The sequence below is a fragment of the Ruegeria sediminis genome, assembly GCF_005938215.1.
In the GTDB taxonomy this organism is placed as follows: Bacteria; Pseudomonadota; Alphaproteobacteria; order Rhodobacterales; family Rhodobacteraceae; genus Ruegeria; species Ruegeria sediminis.
Window position 1 is genome coordinate 745,253 of the sequence record NZ_VCPD01000002.1, and the last position, 17,290, is coordinate 762,542.

Here is a 17,290-nt window from a genome sequence, read left to right on the forward strand (position 1 = left end):
TTCATGGGGCGGCTTGTCTGACGTCGGCACCCAACCTTCCAGAAAGGGCCGGGGTGACCCCATCAATGGGGGCCCCGATCCCAGCAGCGGTTCTGTTAGACGGGTGCTGCCGGACTAATGCGAACCAGTCTCTGCAAGGACAGTATTGCTGCCCCTTATGCCGCGCAGAGACCGCACCACTCGGCGAGAGCCGCGGCGCGGTTTTGCTTGAAGTTGGCTCGGGAGGTGAGGCTGCGCTCCTGATTGAGTTAATTGCAGACGGAAGCATGAACGGAGGCGAATTTCTGCAAACTTCGCGTGCGCCTAAATCGCTGCATCTCCAGTTCTCGTCGTCGGAATGGCAGGTGCAAATTCTCGGTCCTGCTGTTTTAACAGCGCCCTGTTTCCTGCCGATCCGCTGTACCGATTTCCTTCAGAGCAGCGCCGTACGAGCGCAAACGATCGGTAACAATCGTCTCAGGCCGTCCGTGCTTTCTCATTGCCTTCCTTAAGTATTTCAACGCCGCCTTCTTGTCCCGGGTCTTTGTCACAAAGCTCTCCAAGACCTCACTTTCGTGATCTACGGCCCGCCACAAATAGTGACGTTCCCCATTGATTTTCACGAACACCTCGTCGAGATGCCATCGCCATTGGCTCGACTGCATCATCATCACGCGACGTTTTCGGATTTCGGACGCAAGCATCGGACCAAACCGATGCCACCAGAACCGGACGGTTTCGTGGCTCACGTCGATGCCCCGTTCATGGAGAAGATCCTCGACGTTTCGCAAAGAGAGCGGAAATCGGATGTACAGCATTACTGCCAAGCGGATGATTTCCGGGCTGGTTTTGAAGTAGCGAAACGGCGATCGCTTGGTCATGGGCGGAAGCTACAAAACCGCTCTCCCCGCCTCAAGCCGGTTTGCTTTGACAGCGCCCCGCCAGCGGCTTTTCTTGTTTTTCTCTAGCGAAAATCTCTTGCGCTCTTGAAAGATACTTGCCGCGTGTCAGGCGAGGGACATGACACGCTCCAGCGTCCAGAAGGCGGCGATGCTGCCTATGGCAGCCCCGGCGACCAGCCCGCCGGCGCGTTCCGGAAGCTGCACGAGGCGAGCCAGAACGGCGCTGCCTTGGATCAAGGCAAACAATACAAGGATCTGACCGATCTCGACTCCGAGATTGAACCCGAGCAGCGCAGAAATCCGCGCCGTGTTCGGCAGGCCGATCTCGCCCAGGACACTGGCAAAACCCAAGCCGTGAACCAAGCCGACCCCGGCAAGCAGCGCGGTATGGCGCCGGCCGAGCCGACGACCCAGCACCACGTCGCGGGCGAGGAAGACAACCGACAGGGCGATCACCGCCTCCATTGGACCGGCCGGGACCCGCAGGATGTCGAACGCAGCCAGACACAAGGTCAGTGAATGCCCGGTGGTAAAGGCCGTTGCCAAGCGCACCAGCGTCCACCCGCTGGCCAGCAGCGCCAGACAGACAAGCAGGGCGATGTGATCCAGTCCGATCAGGATGTGCTGGATCCCCAGGGACGTATATCCGACAAGCGCGGTCCAGAAGGATGGGGGGTGGCCCCCGGCCCCAGTCAAGGACAACCGTATGCCGTCCGGGCCGGCTTGAATCAATTTGCTGGTGGCCTGCCCGCCGGGTTCGAGCCGCGTCACCATCGCGGCCTGCAAGGCCCATGGCAGCAGAACATCTGTCGACTCGCCGAGGCCGGGGCACGCGATGATCCAGCGAACGCGTTGATTGCCGCCCGGTGCATCGCGAGCGATTGCGTGGCTGGACGTGCAGGCGGGCGCGACCACCGGGTCTGTGGCTTGGACCGTGGCAGAGAGCTTGGCACTCAACGACATGTCTCCGGTTTCGGTCCGCGTCAGTTCAACCTGCGCCAGCCCCAGGTCATGGGCGGACAGAGGGGCGGCCAGAAGCGCTAGGCACGCCACAAGAAAGAAGAGCGGCCTCACGGTTGGCGTCCCGGCCGGACCGTGCCAAGTACCAGTTCGGAGACATTCCGAACGTCGTCCGGCGGCGTATCTGCCAGATCGACGCGATAGTGTTGCCGCATGTCGGCCAGTTGCGCGTCATAGGTCTGTCTTCGATAGGCGGCTTCCCAATCCTCGCGCAATCGGCGCTGCAATTCGCGATCCGGCAGGGGTTTGGGATCGTGGAAAGCAATGATACGCAACACGTGCCACCCGCGGGCCGATCGGACCGGACCGGCCCAGGTGCCGGGTTCCAATCTGTTAAGGCTCTGCACGAAGTCATGGCCCAGCAGGGTCAGTAGCTGCGAAATCGTATACTCTTCCAGTTGCTGGCCAAGCCAGAACCGGTCGCCCGCGCCGTCCGGAACGGCAGCACCATCGGTCAGGTCAAGGAGCAATTGCCGTGCCGGTTCGGGGTCCGCCATGAAAAACACATGCTCGAAACTGATCGTGCGCGGATAGAGATAGCGATCCGGCCGTTCCGCTCGCAGGCGTTCGAGATCTTCGCGCGTCGGGTCCGGCGCGCGTTTCGCCATCAGGAAATGCATCTGGTCGATCATGCGTTTGCGGGTAATCGGATCGTGCATGTAGAGGCCCAGCTTGACCGCTTCTCGCACCAGCACCTCCTGGTCGGCAAGATTCTGGAAGATCTGCTGGCGTTCCTCCTGCGTCAGGTCGCGGCCCAGCATGGCTGCGCGGTTGTCGATCAGCAGTTCGACGGAGTCGGGAGAGAGTACGATCGTTTCCTGCTCGGGCTCGCCGATCATGGCGTCAAAGCCAAAGATCGCAAGCGCCATCATCGTGAAACCGACCAGAGGTTCGCGCGACAGGTGCCGGAGCATGCCTGCCACATTCGCCTTTCTCACCCCGGCTGGCGTCATTGATCGTCGTCCAGAATCTCGGGGTTGATGTAGTCGTCCGGGAAACCCCGTTTCTTCATCGCCAACCCGTTCAGGCACTGGCGAAGCACGGCCTTGGAGTTCAAGATGGTGGTATAGCCCGGATCCCGCTCGGGGCGCAGTTCGACAATCTCCATTCCGACAAGATTCAGCTCGTGGCACATGCGGCGGATCGCCGGCAACACCTCGCGCATGTACATGCCGCCCGGTTCCGGGGTCGAGGTGCCGGGGATGAACGCCGGGTCGACCACATCGATGTCAAACGAAAGGAAGACAGGTTTGCCGTTGGCCTTGGCCTGTTGAAGGATGGTTTCGAGCGTCGGACCCCATCCGTTGCGGTCGATCTCGATCTGCATGTGATAGCGCAGACCCTGTTCGCGATTCCAGGCGACACCGCTTAGATCAGTGGAGTTCGGACCGCGCAGGCCGATCTGCACGACGTCGTTGCCGGTGATGAGGCCGTCCTCGATCAGTCGCCGCACCGGGTTTCCGTGGGTGTTGAACACGCCAAAGCCCACCGGCGCCTGGTCCGCATGGGCGTCGAAATGGATGATTTGAAGGTTGCCTTTACCGTAGATGTCCGTCAGCCCTGCGGCATCGGGATACATCAGCGCGTGCCCGCCGCCGATGATGATCGGGATCGTGCGCCGACCATCCTCCAGTTCTACGCCCGCGACTTCGGCTACGAAATTCCGAACCTCGGGGATTGAGGCTTCCATGCTCAGCGGATGCACCGGTGCATCACCGTAGTCGACAACGTTCAACTCGTCCAACGCGGCCAGCCCGCTATCCAACTCGGGCATGTGCAGGCCCCAGTTGTGATAGATCTCGGACTTCATCGGCGCACGCATTTCCATCGGTCCGTAGGACTGCACGCGCATGCCGTTGTACATCTCGGCGCCAAAGATCGCGACCTCCACCTGACCGGCCTTGAGGTCCTCGGGCGTCAACGCCACCGGCAGGTGGAAAAAGGTCGGAATGCCGACCCAAGGGAACCCGCCAACATAGCGCTGGACGTTGATCGGACCGGGTTCGCGGCCCTCTTGCAGATCGTCGCGCATCTTCTTCCAGAGATCGTAGGTCGGGTCGTGTCGGTTGAGACGGATCAGGGGCTCTTCCCCCTCCCGGATCGGGGCCATTTCATCTTCTTCGTCAACCGAAACGATCTGCGCCGCGGCGGCAAGAGGCATCAGCGCGGCCAAAGCGACGCTTGCCAGAAATGTCTTTGGGGTCATGTCGTCCCTCCTATTGGTCAAGCTTTTTCGGGAGAAAGGTAAATCAGTAGTACTGGACCAGTTCAGCGGTCACCTCATCGACGATGCCTGCCATTAGGCGGTCGGCATCTGCGGCACAGGCATCCCCAATCTGGTCGGCGAATTCGGTCTGGATCTCTTCGACTTCCGCATCGGTGAGGTTCATCTGCAGAAAGTCGATTCCGCGATTGTTGAGCGACACGGCCAGCATCAGGCCGATCACGTCGAGCATCTTGTCCTCGTCGTTGTCGTATTGCGCCACAAGGGTGTTACAGGTCAGATGCAGATAGCCCTGCGCCTCGGCGAGAATGGCCTCGGCCTCGGCGTCTTGAGCAACGCTTGTGGATGCTGCCGAAAACAGAGCCAGCGAAAGAACAATAGTTCGAAACATCACGGTTCTCCTCAGCGTTTACGCTTGTTTTTCTTGACGCCACCAACGATGGCACCTGCCAGCGCTCCGTTACGGGCGCCCTTCTTGCCGCCAACCAATGCGCCGACGCCTGCTCCGATGGCAGCGCCTTTCAGGGCATCAGTATGTGCGGGAGTAGGTGTAAAACTCACCGCCAGCGCGGTAAGCGCAGCGGATACAAGCAAACGTTGGCCGTATAGGTACATTGATTACCTCTTCATTCTGTACTCAAAGCGCGAGCCGCAGGCGCAGGCCTAGGACGACCTCCGAATTTGCGTTGCTGTTGGCGGGATCGAACACGACCTGAATGTCCGGCGTGACCTGAAGGTAGGGCGTGACTTGTGCGTTATAGAACATCTCGATGCCTCTCTCGTCGCGCAGGGCGGGGTTGGACGGGTCACCCCACCAACCACCCAGGCCGAACCTGTCATAGGTGAATCCAAAGGGTTTCTTGATCTGAAACCCCAGAGCTGCCCTGCGCCGGAAATCCCTGAACGTGGTATCCGCGCGTGCGTATCGGGCAAATCCGCCGAAACGTGCGCCGAAATCCTGGTCCGCGCTGATCGACCAGGTTTCCATCCGGGGCAGAGTATCGTTTGCTTCGTCCAGCGACCAGGTCAGCCGGTAAATGCCATCGCCCAATCCGGGGATGCCGGGTGTCAGCGCCGCCTCGACCACGTAACCGCGCTTGCCTTCCTTCCAGGCATCAGTGGACAGCCCCAGTTCGGTGTCAGGTGCGCGCACGAGGGCCGACACCCGCCACAAGTCGCTCCGGTATTCGCCAAATACACCGAGCCCAAGCAGCGCGGTGTAGGGCACGACCGGGTTGTTCCCCAGCATGGGCGAGAAGAACATCTCGCTGTCGCCGTTGGCGTAACGGTTGAGGTTGACCAAGGTGCGCAGAGCCAGCTTGCCCGCTTGCACCCGCCAACGTTCGTCCGGGGAAACATACTCGACTACCAGCATCTGCAGGATCTGGTTGGAGGTGTCCGGCCCGGAATTGCCTCCGTTCAGGGGGGACAGGATCCCGAGGTCGTTCTGGAACCGACCCGCAGTGCGCCCGCCAAGCGAATTGGCGAACTGACCCCAGATATTGAGCGACACCGTGCCCGGCGAGAACCGAAAAGCCTCTTGTCGCGCTATGAGGTTGAGTTCGTTGTCATAAAGCTCGGCCTCCGGACCCCACTGATTGATCAGGCGGTTTTCGATCAGGAACGACAGGCCATGGCGCTGCTGGACCCCGGTTTTCCAATCGGCATAGGAGTCGTAGGCCCTGTCGATCAGCCCGATAGACAGGTAGCCATCACGCTCCGAGGTCGGCTCGAATACGCCCGACATCTCGCCATATTCAAAGCCGACTGTCTCAGCATGAAGGCCGGAAGGCCCGGTCAGAAAGACGATTGTCACCAAACATATCGTCAAATGGCGATTCAAAACGCGCATTCTGCATCGAAACTCACTATGCTCTCAGTCTGATGATAAGATGAGGCCAAAATGCAGGTAAGTTTCCGAGCGTTACAAGATTGAAGGGAGCATGAGGGAATCCAACAACACCAATGCAGCTAAATGTTGAAATCGCGAGCCGAAATGGCGAATCGTTCTGATACCGGCGACAACCAAATCTCGGTTGAGCGCGAACTGACCTTTGTTCTGGGTCATGCCCGCCGCGAGCTGCGTCCGCAGAGCGTTCGCCTGCTGCGCTACCTGGCCGATGCCGGGGCGACGGGCGCTGTGGACCAGACGTCTATCGCCATCGACGTCTTGGGACGCGGTTCACGATTTCGGGCGGATGTCGATTCCCAAGTCCGGGTGGTGGTCTCTCGGCTCCGCAAGGACCTGGCCGCGCTTTATGATGGGGTCGGAGCCTTTCGCCCACTGCGCCTGAGCATCCCGAAAGGCCGCTATTGCGTCTCGGTCTTGCCCAATGACGCCATCGTTCTGGACCGGGACCCTGCTCCGGAGCTGAGGCCGTTTTTTGTCTGGACCGTTTCGACAGAAATGACGCCCGAGGCGATGTCTGTCGGGCACCGGATCGACAGGGCACTGGCCGCGCGGTTTGTCCAAGCCCCCCTGGTGCATGACGGCGCGCTCAGGGCGGACCGGATCCCGCCATCACCACCGGAAAAGGCGCTGGACGAGGCTCAAAGGTCCGGTGCCCCTTGCCTGGCGCTGGTGGTTGTGCGCGCGCCGGACCAGCCGGTCGTGCTGGAGATACATTGCCCGAAGCGCGACCGTGCGCCGATCATCAAGAGCCTTGGCCGCTTGGGCGACGATCTGGGAGTCGACCGGCTGGTGCGGCGCATCGTACTGGCCTTGACCGACCCGCTCCAAAGCGTGGTGCCCGGGCGCCTTGCGCGTCTTTTCCCAAACTGCCGACTGGCACTGGCCGGGCGCTTTTTGGGTTTCATGGCCACGCAAGATCATGCGCGACTGCCGGCCTGTTTCGACGCGTTTGTAAACGCCGCCGGGTCGCGACTGGACTCGCCGCTGATCCGGGCACTGCGGGTCGACACGATCCGGTCGAATTACGCCTTTGCGACGGGCCGGGTGGCCTGGTTGCGACCGGATCTCGTCGAGACAGCCGCCCTCGTTTGCGAAAGCGACCCGTACCAGCCGTATGCGGTCTTGGCGCATGCCTATGCAACAATCGCGACGGGTGCGGATCACCCTCCGGAGCTGCCGTCACGGGATGCCGAGGGTATCAATTGGGAGGGGTCGCTGGGGGACGATTATGAACTGTATCAATCCCTGAAAATGGCGCCCGAAAGCGGCTCGGACAACGCCGGGTCCGGCCATCCGGGTTCTTTCATGGCGGACTTGGCGCATATCCTGTCCGCGGTTCAGTCCGGGGATATCGAGCAGGCCGCAGACCAGGCGTTCAAACCGCGGCCGGACGAGAATTTTTGGACCCGTGTATTTCAGTGTTCGCTGGCGGAGGATCTCGGCGATCGGCACACGTCGCGGCAGATCTGGGCGTGGCTCAGGGCGGAAGTGCCCCGTGTGGAGGATTTCGCCGGACGGGCCATCGTGACAATGATACCCGACAAGGACCTGCATTCCCGTCTTTTGTACAACCTGGCCAACATCACCTGATCCACCAAGTGTAATTTCTCCTTGAATGATGCCCTGGGGGCCAGCCGGCTCAAATATCTTGAGAGGGTTTTCGCATTATTCACTTCTGACCCAGCTCCCGGCTCAACGCCGCGGTCGAAGCTTGCGATCGCTGTATTGCTGCTCGGATGACGTGCGTGGTCGTGGCGCTGCCGTGACGAACTTGTCCCATAGTACTTCCTTCCATTCTCGTGAATGGATCGCACCATCAAACCGTGGGATCAAACACCTAGCACCCTATGTTCTGACCGCGAACAAGGAGCGGCATCCGGCGGCACTGGACATAGCCGTTTCGGTGAATGGCGCACCGTGGGGAGGCGGAAACTCGCGTGACATGCTTCATGACTTCGCCGATATCGTTGCTCATATTTCCGCCAGCGAAACTCTCTATCCTGGCGAAGTGAACGGATCCGGTACCGTTGGCACAGGCTGCGGTCTGGAGACTGGCCGATTTCTGTCGGATGGTGATAGCATGGATTTGACGATCCAGGGGATCGGAACGCCGAGCCCTCGCATCGTGAAACCGGCTGACAAGTTGACGTGCAGATCATCGACCCCGACCTCCCGCCCCGAAAGCGGGAGGCTGGCAATCGTCGGTCCGCTCAGCCGCCGTGCCGGGGCCGGACGGTGACGGTTCCGGTCATGTGCGGATGAAAGGCGCAGAAATATTCAAACGCGCCCTGGGACTCGAAGGTCACACGCGCCTCCTTGCCTTTGCGGATGGCGCCGGTGTCCCAATCGCCATCCGTCGCAGTCGCCGTATGCGGCGCGAGATCTTCGTTGATCCAGACGATGGTGTCGCCTGTGGCGATCTCGACCCGTTCCGGATTGAACGCGAAGTCGGAAATGCGGACTTCGACCACCCGCGGGGCGTCACTTGCGGGCACCGGTCGCGGCAGCATGGCCAGAGCAAGAGACGCGCCCAGGCTCTGACCGAATGCGCGGCGCGACAGGCGGCCTAGCCGTCGCATGTCAGCCCTGCCACCATGTGCTCGGCATGCTTTTCATGCGCCTTGAAGGTCACCAGCGCCTCCGACAACAGCGCCTTCAGCGGCTCGACCGTCGCCCAGGGGATGAACTGGCCTTCCACGGTCTTGTTGACCACCTGATGATAGCCAAGCTCGTTCTGCGCATAGGCGCAATCGAAGTCGTTGCCGGACAGCGCGATCAGCTCGGCCCGCTTGGCTGCCGCGCCGGCAACCAGCGCGCGGCTGAGGTCGTTGTCCTGCGGTGTGACGTTCAGCTCGGCGATCAGCGCCCCGGCCTGCTGGTTCACGGCGCTGTGGTCGCGGATCATCGTCTCGGCGAACTGGCGCACGGCGTCGTTTTCCGACACAGCCAGCGCCAGATGCGCGTAGCGGATATCGAGTTGTCCTGCGGTATAGGCCGTGTGCGCGATTTCGAGGTCGTTCATTTTCGCGCCTTCGCCGGCCACGGCACCGGTTGCCGCGACAGTCAGGGCGGCGAGCGTCAGTTTCAAGGTCTTCATGATGCTTCTCCTGTTTTTTTGGTGACATCAATTAAACCCGCCTATGGCGCCGCTTTAATCTCTGATTGTCCGGAAATCATGCTCATTCGTTCAGAAGTGTGGACATGAGCGGGCGTATCAGCGATATGACTTGTATGACTGATCTGTTGAGTGACATCCTGACGAAGCTGTCGCTGAAAGGAACCTTGTACTTTCGCACCAGCTTTACCGAACCCTGGGGCGTGCGGGTGCCTGCCTTCGAAAACGTCGCCCGGTTTCACTATGTCCATCGCGGCGAATGTGTCGTGCGGATCGCGGGCGAAGACCGGCCCTTGCGGATGGCAAAGGGCGATCTGGTGCTGATCCCGCACGGCGCGGCTCATATCCTGAACTGCCGCCATTCGGGCCCCGAAGACGCACTGCCGCTCGACGATGTGCTGGAGCGGTCTGGCTATGACGGCGCTGGCGTACTGGTTTATGGCGGCAACGAGCCCGACATGGAAACGCAGCTTGTTTGCGGACATTTTTCCCTTGCGCGCGGGTCACGGCATGTCCTGTTCGACCGGCTGCCGTCCAGCATCCTGATCCGCGACTACGGTACCGAGGCGGGCGACTGGCTGGAAGCGACCTTGCGGGTGATCGGCGCCGAGGCCGGAAGCGACAAATACGGCGCCGATCTCATATCGCTGAAACTGTCAGAGGCGATTTTCGCGCAGGCGATCCGGCGTCATCTGGCGGACGTTGCGGCGGCCGGCGGGCCGCTGTCGGGCTTCGGCGACAGCAACCTTTCCCGTGCGCTGACGGCCTTTCACCGCGATCCCGTAGCCACCTGGACAGTCGAGGCGCTGGCAAGGGAGGCGGCGCTTTCGCGCACCAGCTTCGCGCTCCGGTTCTCCGACAAGCTTGGGATCACGCCCATGCAGTATGTCACGTCCTGGCGCATGCAGATTGCCCGGAACGCGTTGGTGGAACGCGGCGCCAGCGTCGCCGAGGCCGCCGAATTATGCGGCTACAGCTCTGAAGCCGCCTTCAGCCGGGCGTTCAAAAAGGAACTTGGCTTGGCCCCTGCAGCGTATCGATCCATGCACTGATGGCACTGATTGCGAATGATCTGCAATGAATTCTGAACAAACCAGCATTCATCATCCGGATCACGCGCCTCATTTGTTGTATCAGAAGCTCCGGCTTCAACATCGCAACAACGGAGAAGCACCATGCCTCGCTTTGTCACCAAGGAAATCCACGCCTATCTTGACTACCCGGTCGCCTTCGCCCTGATCGGACTGCCGTTTCTTTTGGGGCTGGGAGAGTCAAGCCAACTTGCCCTTTACATCTCGCCTGTCGTCGGGTTGGCCGCCCTGATCCTGACCGTCTTCACCGATCACCACCTGGGGATTGTCAGGATCTTGCCCTACAAGATCCATCTCGCCGTCGATCTGGCCGTCGGCATCCTTTTCCTCGCCATTCCGTTCGCCCTTGGGTTCTCAGGATTGGATGCGCTCTATTATTGGGCCAACGGGGCCGCCGTCGTCGCAGTCATCTCGCTTTCGAAACCGGAAGAAACCGGGCAGGCCGCGTGACCCCAACGGGGATCCGGCCGGGCCGTCAGTGATGCGGGCAGCCGCCAGGCTGCCCGTTCATTGCCGAGGGCACTCGCGATGCTGTCGTATCGGCGGATCGCGCAGGAGCCGGAGGTTAGGTCCCGCGCCGCTTTCCTCTCAATTGACGGACCCTGTTCACGGCCGCGCCGTTTGACGGAATGAGATTGCGGGAAGACAATGTGCCAGAGCGGACGTCATACCGCACGGAGCCTTTCGGGAACTCGAAACGGTCAAGCTGCATGTCCCCGATGCTTCTGAAAAAGGCGACTGAACGGGGCCGTCGTTTCAGGCGACCTGCCGGATCGCGTAGTTCGGTGTCCCCTCCCACGCCAATTCCCACGACGCGCCGGGGCGGACGTTCTGAATGGCCTGGGGGTCAAAGCAGACCAGGCAGTTTCCCTCGGGCGCCCGGACGGAAGGATAGATCAGCCCGCGCGATCCCGCGCGGCGCAGGCTTTCCGCCAGGCTCTGACCTTCCGGATAACCTAGCGTCGGATCCGGGTTCAAAGCAGCGTGCCGGGGCTCGTCCGTGATGTCATCGAAGCTGCCGATGAAGTCGGCGTGGATTTCGGCGTAGCGTGCGGTGTCCTGATAGTGCCGGGCATACTCCAGTTCGCGCGTCCGGTGGAAGGCGACTTCGGCCACGGACACCATCACGTCCCAGGCGCAATACCACGCGCCTCGGTCCCCGCTGTTGAACCGGTTGCCGCCAGCGCGCGTGTAGGTGAAGGCGGCGTTGACATGGGTGTTCCCATAGACCCTGAGATCCGCCTTGCGGCGATGCCAGGCAAGCTCGCGCGGGTCGAAATGCGGGCTCTTGCCGCGCTCGGCGACCAGGCGCGCGCTGGTCAGCCCCTCGATCTCGGCCAGAATCTCGGCTTCGTCGTCGCTGTCCACCAGCCCCCTGAGAACCGGTGGCTTGTGATGGGTTGCAGCGATGAGACGGATCAGCCCACGGTCCGAGATCTCGGTCTTCCTCATGCACCGCCTCGCAGCGCGTCCAGATAGGTCCTGATGTTCAGGATCTGAGGCAGGCCGCCTTCGATCGCGGTATCGACCGGGCGCGCGCCGCCGAAAAGCGGGCCAGTATTCGGGCGGGTCATCCACTCCGCCGCTAGGGGTGCGGAGAAATACAATTCAAGCGATTTGTAGATCCCGATGATCGCGGAAAGACGCAAGTACTGATCCTTGGTCAATTCCCCGGTGAAGCCGGGCTTTTTGGCGCGCTTCCAGGTGCTCTCCGACATATCGGCCAATCCTGCGGCTTCTTTCTGAGACAACCGCCACGCAGCGGCCGCACGCGCATATGCTTTCAGTGCGACGGCTGTATATTCAACCGGTTTGCGGCTTTTGACGGAAATCTGCATTCTATTGCTCCTTGACTCCAATATGGACCATATGGGCCAAATGTAAAGGCCAAATGGCCCATTCACGTTGTCCGGAATTGGATGCCGGAGTCGCTGCCCTAATGCCGCAACATGACATTTAGAGGCGCGTTGTCCTTAAAAGGTACCTGCCTAGGTCATGTTGACAAATGGCGGAGCCATAGACGCATGGATGCGGTGTCGATGAACCCGAGAAAGCTTTCGGAGGTTTTGTCGTAGCGAGTTGCAACTCGGCGTGCATTCTTCAGCTTGTTGAAGCATCTCTCGACCAGTTTCCGCAGGCGATACAGGTGGCGATCAACGCCAACGCGCTTCTTTCGAGATTTCCGCCTCGGGATCACGGGTTGGATGTATCGGCTGCGCATGTCGTCGCGAATGCTGTCGGCATCGTAGCCATTGTCCGCCAGCAGCACGAAGGGTTCCGGCAGGTTACCGTCCATGACGAGGTCGAAGCCGAATTAATCTGATGTCTGACCGGGCTTGATGTCCGTTCGCATCGGCAGCCCGGCGGCATTCACCCGGAGGTGGATCTTGGTCGGGAAGCCACCTTTCGAACGGCCGAAACCCTGTCGCGGAGTCCCCTTTAGCGCCCGCCGCCTGATGATGGGCGCGAACCACAGTGCTGTCGACCATTTGAAGGGCGTCTGGGACGACCCGGCTCTCATTCAGCGCCTCCAGGATTTGCTACCATAGCCCTGCGAGCGTCCACCGCCGAAATTGTCGATAGACACTCGCCCATTTCCCGAACTCTTCAGGAAGGTTCCGCCATGGCGCTCCTGTGCGCGAAATCCAGAAAACGCCATCAAGAACAAGGCGGTGGTTCGTGGGTTTGCGCCCATTCGGGGCGCGGACAGACAGGATGAACCGTTCAAAGAACGCCAACTCTTCGTCCGACATCAGGTCTCGTGCCAAGCTGGTCTCCATCGCAGATGCCAGCTTGAATCACGCCTATCGTCGGGTGTGAATCCCTATTGCCAAAACGACCTAGGGGAAATTGTGCCTTAAGCCATTGAAGAAACTGCTGATATCCGCGTGCGAAACGACGGATTCCGGCCTATCCGGCAAAAACTCCCTGGAAATCGCCCGCTATCAGGGAAATGCCAGCCAAAGCGACCCCGCCAACACGCCCAACAGAGACACCCGCCAGAACCGCGTCCCGGGTATGGTGCTGTCAGACAGATTCTAACCAGTCTCAGTTTTCTAAAAAACAAGGGAACTTAGGCGGAACAGAACTGACGCCACTCGGCGAGAGCGGCGTTGCGGATCAGCTTGAAGTCTTCGCGGGAGTATAGGTGGCGCTCCTGGTTGAAATGGTTTGAGAAGGAAGAGTGAACGGCGGCGAATTTCTGCAGACTTCGCATTCGCCGAAAGCGCTGCATTGCCCGCTCTCGTCGTCGGAATGGCAGGTGTGAATTCTCGACCCGATTGTTCAACCAACGCCCTGTACGCTGCAGATCGGCAGCTCCGATTTCCCGCAAAGCGGCCCGGTCCGAGGGAAAGGTCCTCGACGTTCCGCAGTGAGAGCGGGAAGCGTACGTACATCATGACCGCCAACCGGATGACTTCCGGGCTGCTGTGAAAATGCTTGAATGGGTCGCGTTTTGGCATGGCGGGAAGCTACGAGCCCGCCCTGCCCGCCTCAACTAGATTCCTTCTGACACCACCGTTTTCTGATCTCGGCGGCGAACATTGGACCGAACCTGTGCCACCAAAATCGAACGGCCTCGTGGCTCACGTCAATGCCGCGCTCGTGGAGCAGAACTTCCACGTTTCGCAGCGACAGCGGGAACCGGAAATAAAGCATCACCGCCAGGCGGATGATCACAGGGCTGGCTTGAAATAGCGAAACGGCGATCGTTTGTTCATGGGCGGAAACTACGAAACCGCCCTGCCCGTCTCAAGCTGGTTTCATCTGACACTGCCCAAAACCGCCCTCCTCGCCTCAAGCTTGTTTGCTTTGACAGCGCCGGCCCAACCGCTCCAGTTCCTTGCCCCTGTACACGAAGTCGCTGGCATCCTCGGACGCTGCCGCTTCCACAATATCGCGCACGATGAAGTGCTGTGGCGATTTCCGGCACACCGGGTCGGTTGCGCCGGCATCTCCAACCAGCGCCAGCGCCTGACAACGGCAGCCGCCAAAGTCGATTTCCATTCGATCACAGGTCTGGCAGGTTTCCGGAAGCCAGTCCGTGCCCCTGTAGGCATTGAACGCGTCGCCGTCGTACCAGATCTCGGACAGCGTTCGGTGTCGGACGTTTTCGAAGGTCAGATGCGGAATGGTTTCGGCTGCATGGCAAGGCAGGACTGTTCCGTTGGGTGTCACGTTCAATCCGGCCGATCCCCATCCACCCATGCAGGCCTTGGGAAAGTCCGAATAGTAGTCGGGCGGCACGAAATCGAAGGCCAGCACGCCGCGCAGTCGGGCCTCGGCCTCGGCCACGATCCTTTTTGCGTCCTCGGTCTGCTCGCGGGTCGGCATGAGTTGGACCCGGTTGATTGTGGCCCAGCCATGGAACTGCACGCATGCGACTTCGAGCCGGCGCGCTCCAAGTTCCACTGCCATTTCGATGGTCCGTTCGAGATCGTCAAGGTTGTGCCGATGCATGACCGCGTTCAAGGTCAGGGGTATGCCGCGTTCCCTGATCGCATGGGCAACCTGCATCTTGCGTTCGAATCCGCCCTTGTAGCCGCCGATCCAGTCGGCCAGATCGGCATTGGTTCCCTGCAACGACAGCTGGATATGATCCAAACCCGCCGCTTCGAGAGCGTCCAGCCGCCTCGGCGTCAGGCCGATCCCGCTGGTGATCAGATTGGTGTAGAGCCCTGCCGCTCGGGCGGCTGCGGTCAACTCGACAATATCCCGGCGCGAGGCCGGCTCGCCTCCGGACAGGTGGAGTTGCAGAACGCCGATATCCGCGGCCTGCCGAAACACGTCGGCCCAGGTCTCCGTATCCAATTCATCCTGCGCCGCCTGCAACTCGGTCGGGTTCGAACAATAGGGGCAAGCCAGCGGGCAGCGATGGGTCAATTCCGCCAGCATGGCGATCGGGGGCAGAACGTTCACGGCCGCACCCCCAGGAACATTCGGGCCCTGAGCCCCATCATGAATCGCTGCACGTCTTCGAGAATCTGCGCTTCCGGCGCGTCATAGGTTGCCGCAAGATCTGCCACGATCTCGGCAAGACTCGCGGTTCCTGTCACACGGCTCAGGATCGCGACGCCTATCGCGTCCAGCGCGATGGCCTTTTCAGGCGCCAACAACACTTTACCGCCCCGGACCCGATCCTCGACCACGCGCACGCCGCGCGGCAGATAGGGACGATCGTCGGCGGCAAGGGCGAGGGTCATGCCAGTCCCTCACCCGGCCGCCAGGCCCCCGGCGGGATGCGGCCCGGGTCGACATAGGCGCCCCAGAGCGCGTCCAATTGCGCCCAAAGCACGTTGGTCTTGAAGATCAGCGCCTCGCAGGCGGCCTCTTCCTTTTCGGGGGTATCCGCGTGTTCCAGTACCCAGGCGAGACCAAATTTCACATCTTTGGGAGCTTCGGTGAGGCGCTTCCGGAAATAGGCCATGCTCTCGGCATTTGCGAAATCATAGTGTTTCAGCATGCCTTCGATGCGGCGCTCGTGGATCGATGGCGCGAAAAGCTCGGTCAGGGAAGAGGCCACCGCCTGCAACAGCGGCATGTCGCGCACGTACCGCACATAAGCGTCCACCGCGAACTGGGTCGCCGGCAGAACTCCACGCCCCGAGGCCACATAGTCGGGATCCAACCCGACCGCTTCGGCCAACTTGAGCCAGCGGCGGATACCGCCGCCGCCTTCCACGTCACCATCGTGATCCACGATCCGGCTGCGCCACTCGCGCCGCATCTGCGGGTCGTCGCAGCGCGACAGGAAGGCTGCGTCCTTCTTCGGGATCGCTGCCTGATAGGCCCAACGGTTGATCACCCAGGCGCGGACCTGATCCGGACTGCACCGACCGTTGTGAAGCATGTGGTGGAATGGATGCTTGTCGTGATAACGTTCAGCGCCGATCGCGCGCAACCGCTTCTCGAGCGATCCTATTTCCCGGTCCTGCGCGTTCATGTCTCGATCTCCATCCCGTCCGCCGCGACCGACCATCCCTGCGCGCGAACGAAGGCGCGCTCGGGACCGTCCGGTTGCCAGACAGGGTTCGTGTTGTTGATATGGATGAAGGTCTTTTTCGCCTTCAGCCCCGCCAGCCTGGCAATCGATCCGTCAGGCCCGCTGATCGAAATATGTCCCATCCGGAGCCCCGACTTGGTCCCGGTTCCCGAGCGGATCATCTCGTCGTCGCTCCACAACGTGCCGTCGAAGAATATCTGGTCGGCATCTCCCAACATGTCCAACAGATCCGCGGTCACATTTGCGCATCCGGGGATGTAGTAGGCCACCCTGCGCGCGTCGCTGAGGCGCACGCCAACGGTCTGCTCTCCGACCAGATCGGTCCGCACTAGGTCGCCCTCCATGAAAAGCGGCACCTTTCCTGGCACGGGAAAGACCAATGCCTCGAGACCGGGCAAGATTTCGAAGGGACGGTCGATTTCGACCTGCTCTCGCGACACCTTTTCCGCATTGAGTGCGTTGAACACCGGATTCCCGGCCAGAACGCCGAGAATCTCGGAGGTCGCGAACAAGGTGAAGGGCGTCTGCTCGCGCAGCGACAGAAGCCCCGCGATATGGTCGATATCGCCATTGGTCAACAGCACCGACACCAGCGGCGTGTCGCGCAACTCGCGCGGGTGCATGGACGGGCAGCCCATCATCTGAGCGCGAATGTCAGGAGAGGCATTCAGAACGGCCCAAACCTGACCGTCCAAAGACACGGCCAGCGACGACTGGGTAGCCGAAGCGATCTTGCCGCTGCGCGCGTCCCTGCAGTTGGGGCAGCCACAGTTCCACTGCGGCAACCCACCACCGGCCGCAGCGCCAAGCACCAGAAATCGCATGGCCGTGTACCCGGATTAGTCGCGGATCAGAACAGGTCGCGCTCGTACTCGCGGCCTTCGTCCTCGGACGGTGCGTACATGTTGATTTCCATGCCGCAGTTCACTTCTTTCAGTTTCGGTGATGCCCAGGCCATTTTCATCCTCCGCTGGCTGGTTAGGGTTTGTGCAGTCTAACAACGCGCCGCCGATCTGCGTATAGGTCTTTGGTCGTAATTCTTG

General features: G+C 60.9%; 19 protein-coding genes and 5 pseudogenes. 4 read left to right on the forward strand and 20 right to left on the reverse strand.

Annotated features, from left to right (window positions below; all coding sequences use genetic code 11):
- Positions 1–155: 155 nt before the first annotated feature.
- From FGK63_RS08150 to FGK63_RS08180, 7 genes and pseudogenes are all read right to left on the reverse strand, one after another.
- Positions 156–860, reverse strand: a pseudogene (locus tag FGK63_RS08150) (IS6 family transposase).
- Positions 861–986: 126 nt separating this feature from the next.
- Entirely contained in the window at positions 987–1,955 is a 969-nt protein-coding gene (locus FGK63_RS08155) for a HupE/UreJ family protein (protein ID WP_138841107.1), read from the reverse strand.
- Positions 1,952–2,815 (reverse strand): peptidyl-prolyl cis-trans isomerase, encoded by an 864-nt coding sequence (locus tag FGK63_RS08160; protein ID WP_171052599.1) that lies wholly within the window; start codon positions 2,813–2,815, stop codon positions 1,952–1,954. Before FGK63_RS08160 ends, FGK63_RS08155 begins: the two co-directional genes overlap by 4 nt.
- 35 nt (positions 2,816–2,850) lie before the next feature.
- Positions 2,851–4,107 (reverse strand): agmatinase family protein, encoded by a 1,257-nt coding sequence (locus FGK63_RS08165; RefSeq protein ID WP_138841109.1) that lies wholly within the window; start codon positions 4,105–4,107, stop codon positions 2,851–2,853.
- A 43-nt stretch (positions 4,108–4,150) separates the two neighbouring features.
- The gene (locus tag FGK63_RS08170; protein WP_138841110.1) at positions 4,151–4,516 is read right to left on the reverse strand and encodes a hypothetical protein; all 366 of its coding nucleotides are present in this window, start codon (positions 4,514–4,516) and stop codon (positions 4,151–4,153) included.
- An 11-nt stretch (positions 4,517–4,527) separates the two neighbouring features.
- Positions 4,528–4,740 carry a YMGG-like glycine zipper-containing protein gene (locus tag FGK63_RS08175; protein WP_138841111.1) on the reverse strand — a complete coding sequence of 71 codons (213 nt, stop codon included), beginning with the start codon at positions 4,738–4,740 and terminating at the stop codon, positions 4,528–4,530.
- Positions 4,741–4,762: 22 nt separating this feature from the next.
- The gene (locus FGK63_RS08180; protein ID WP_171052600.1) at positions 4,763–5,941 is read right to left on the reverse strand and encodes a carbohydrate porin; all 1,179 of its coding nucleotides are present in this window, start codon (positions 5,939–5,941) and stop codon (positions 4,763–4,765) included.
- 180 nt (positions 5,942–6,121) lie between these two features.
- Here FGK63_RS08180 and FGK63_RS08185 point away from each other — a divergent pair, with 180 nt between their 5' ends.
- Positions 6,122–7,627 (forward strand): hypothetical protein, encoded by a 1,506-nt coding sequence (locus tag FGK63_RS08185; RefSeq protein ID WP_138841113.1) that lies wholly within the window; start codon positions 6,122–6,124, stop codon positions 7,625–7,627.
- A gap of 88 nt (positions 7,628–7,715) precedes the next feature.
- On the opposite strand, the pseudogene FGK63_RS21195 reads toward FGK63_RS08185, so the two are convergent.
- Positions 7,716–7,817: pseudogene (locus tag FGK63_RS21195) on the reverse strand (IS481 family transposase); the annotation flags it as partial.
- Between FGK63_RS21195 and FGK63_RS08190 the strand changes: the two are divergent.
- Positions 7,800–8,276, forward strand: a complete 477-nt coding sequence (locus FGK63_RS08190; RefSeq protein WP_425471840.1) for a fumarylacetoacetate hydrolase family protein — start codon at positions 7,800–7,802, stop codon at positions 8,274–8,276. The pseudogene FGK63_RS21195 and the gene FGK63_RS08190 sit on opposite strands and share 18 nt — an antisense overlap.
- Here the strand turns inward: FGK63_RS08190 and FGK63_RS08195 are convergent.
- Entirely contained in the window at positions 8,248–8,616 is a 369-nt protein-coding gene (locus FGK63_RS08195; protein ID WP_138841115.1) for a cupredoxin domain-containing protein, read from the reverse strand. The two genes, FGK63_RS08190 and FGK63_RS08195, sit on opposite strands and share 29 nt — an antisense overlap.
- On the reverse strand, positions 8,604–9,134 hold the full coding sequence (locus tag FGK63_RS08200; RefSeq protein ID WP_138841116.1) for a DUF4142 domain-containing protein: 531 nt from the start codon (positions 9,132–9,134) through the stop codon (positions 8,604–8,606). Before FGK63_RS08200 ends, FGK63_RS08195 begins: the two co-directional genes overlap by 13 nt.
- Positions 9,135–9,268: 134 nt before the next feature.
- On the opposite strand from FGK63_RS08200, the gene FGK63_RS08205 reads away from it, so the two are divergent.
- Together FGK63_RS08205 and FGK63_RS08210 are read left to right on the forward strand one after the other, a co-directional pair.
- Entirely contained in the window at positions 9,269–10,204 is a 936-nt protein-coding gene (locus tag FGK63_RS08205) for an AraC family transcriptional regulator (RefSeq protein WP_138841117.1), read from the forward strand.
- Between the two features lie 123 nt (positions 10,205–10,327).
- Positions 10,328–10,693: a hypothetical protein gene (locus FGK63_RS08210; protein WP_138841118.1), complete on the forward strand. Its 366-nt coding sequence runs from the start codon at positions 10,328–10,330 to the stop codon at positions 10,691–10,693.
- 306 nt (positions 10,694–10,999) lie between these two features.
- Here the strand turns inward: FGK63_RS08210 and FGK63_RS08215 are convergent, their stop codons facing one another.
- From FGK63_RS08215 to pqqA, 10 genes and pseudogenes are all read right to left on the reverse strand, one after another.
- Positions 11,000–11,695 carry an RES family NAD+ phosphorylase gene (locus tag FGK63_RS08215; RefSeq protein ID WP_138841119.1) on the reverse strand — a complete coding sequence of 232 codons (696 nt, stop codon included), beginning with the start codon at positions 11,693–11,695 and terminating at the stop codon, positions 11,000–11,002.
- A complete protein-coding gene (locus FGK63_RS08220; protein WP_138841120.1) occupies positions 11,692–12,081 on the reverse strand; it encodes an MbcA/ParS/Xre antitoxin family protein in 390 nt (129 codons plus the stop codon). The genes FGK63_RS08215 and FGK63_RS08220 overlap by 4 nt, the downstream gene beginning before the upstream one ends.
- Positions 12,082–12,236: 155 nt before the next feature.
- A pseudogene (locus FGK63_RS08225) lies at positions 12,237–13,023 on the reverse strand (IS5 family transposase).
- A 293-nt stretch (positions 13,024–13,316) separates the two neighbouring features.
- Positions 13,317–13,583 (reverse strand): annotated as a pseudogene (locus tag FGK63_RS08230) (DDE-type integrase/transposase/recombinase); the annotation flags it as partial.
- A 178-nt stretch (positions 13,584–13,761) separates the two neighbouring features.
- Positions 13,762–13,965: pseudogene (locus FGK63_RS21165) on the reverse strand (IS6 family transposase); the annotation flags it as partial.
- Positions 13,966–14,041: 76 nt separating this feature from the next.
- On the reverse strand, positions 14,042–15,163 hold the full coding sequence (pqqE, locus tag FGK63_RS08240) for a pyrroloquinoline quinone biosynthesis protein PqqE (protein WP_138841121.1): 1,122 nt from the start codon (positions 15,161–15,163) through the stop codon (positions 14,042–14,044).
- The gene (gene pqqD, locus FGK63_RS08245) at positions 15,160–15,447 is read right to left on the reverse strand and encodes a pyrroloquinoline quinone biosynthesis peptide chaperone PqqD (RefSeq protein ID WP_138841122.1); all 288 of its coding nucleotides are present in this window, start codon (positions 15,445–15,447) and stop codon (positions 15,160–15,162) included. Before pqqD ends, pqqE begins: the two co-directional genes overlap by 4 nt.
- The gene (pqqC, locus tag FGK63_RS08250; RefSeq protein ID WP_138841123.1) at positions 15,444–16,187 is read right to left on the reverse strand and encodes a pyrroloquinoline-quinone synthase PqqC; all 744 of its coding nucleotides are present in this window, start codon (positions 16,185–16,187) and stop codon (positions 15,444–15,446) included. Before pqqC ends, pqqD begins: the two co-directional genes overlap by 4 nt.
- A complete protein-coding gene (gene pqqB / locus FGK63_RS08255; protein WP_138841124.1) occupies positions 16,184–17,071 on the reverse strand; it encodes a pyrroloquinoline quinone biosynthesis protein PqqB in 888 nt (295 codons plus the stop codon). The genes pqqC and pqqB overlap by 4 nt, the downstream gene beginning before the upstream one ends.
- Positions 17,072–17,097: 26 nt before the next feature.
- Positions 17,098–17,205, reverse strand: a complete 108-nt coding sequence (gene pqqA / locus FGK63_RS08260) for a pyrroloquinoline quinone precursor peptide PqqA (RefSeq protein ID WP_138841125.1) — start codon at positions 17,203–17,205, stop codon at positions 17,098–17,100.
- Positions 17,206–17,290 lie beyond the last annotated feature (85 nt).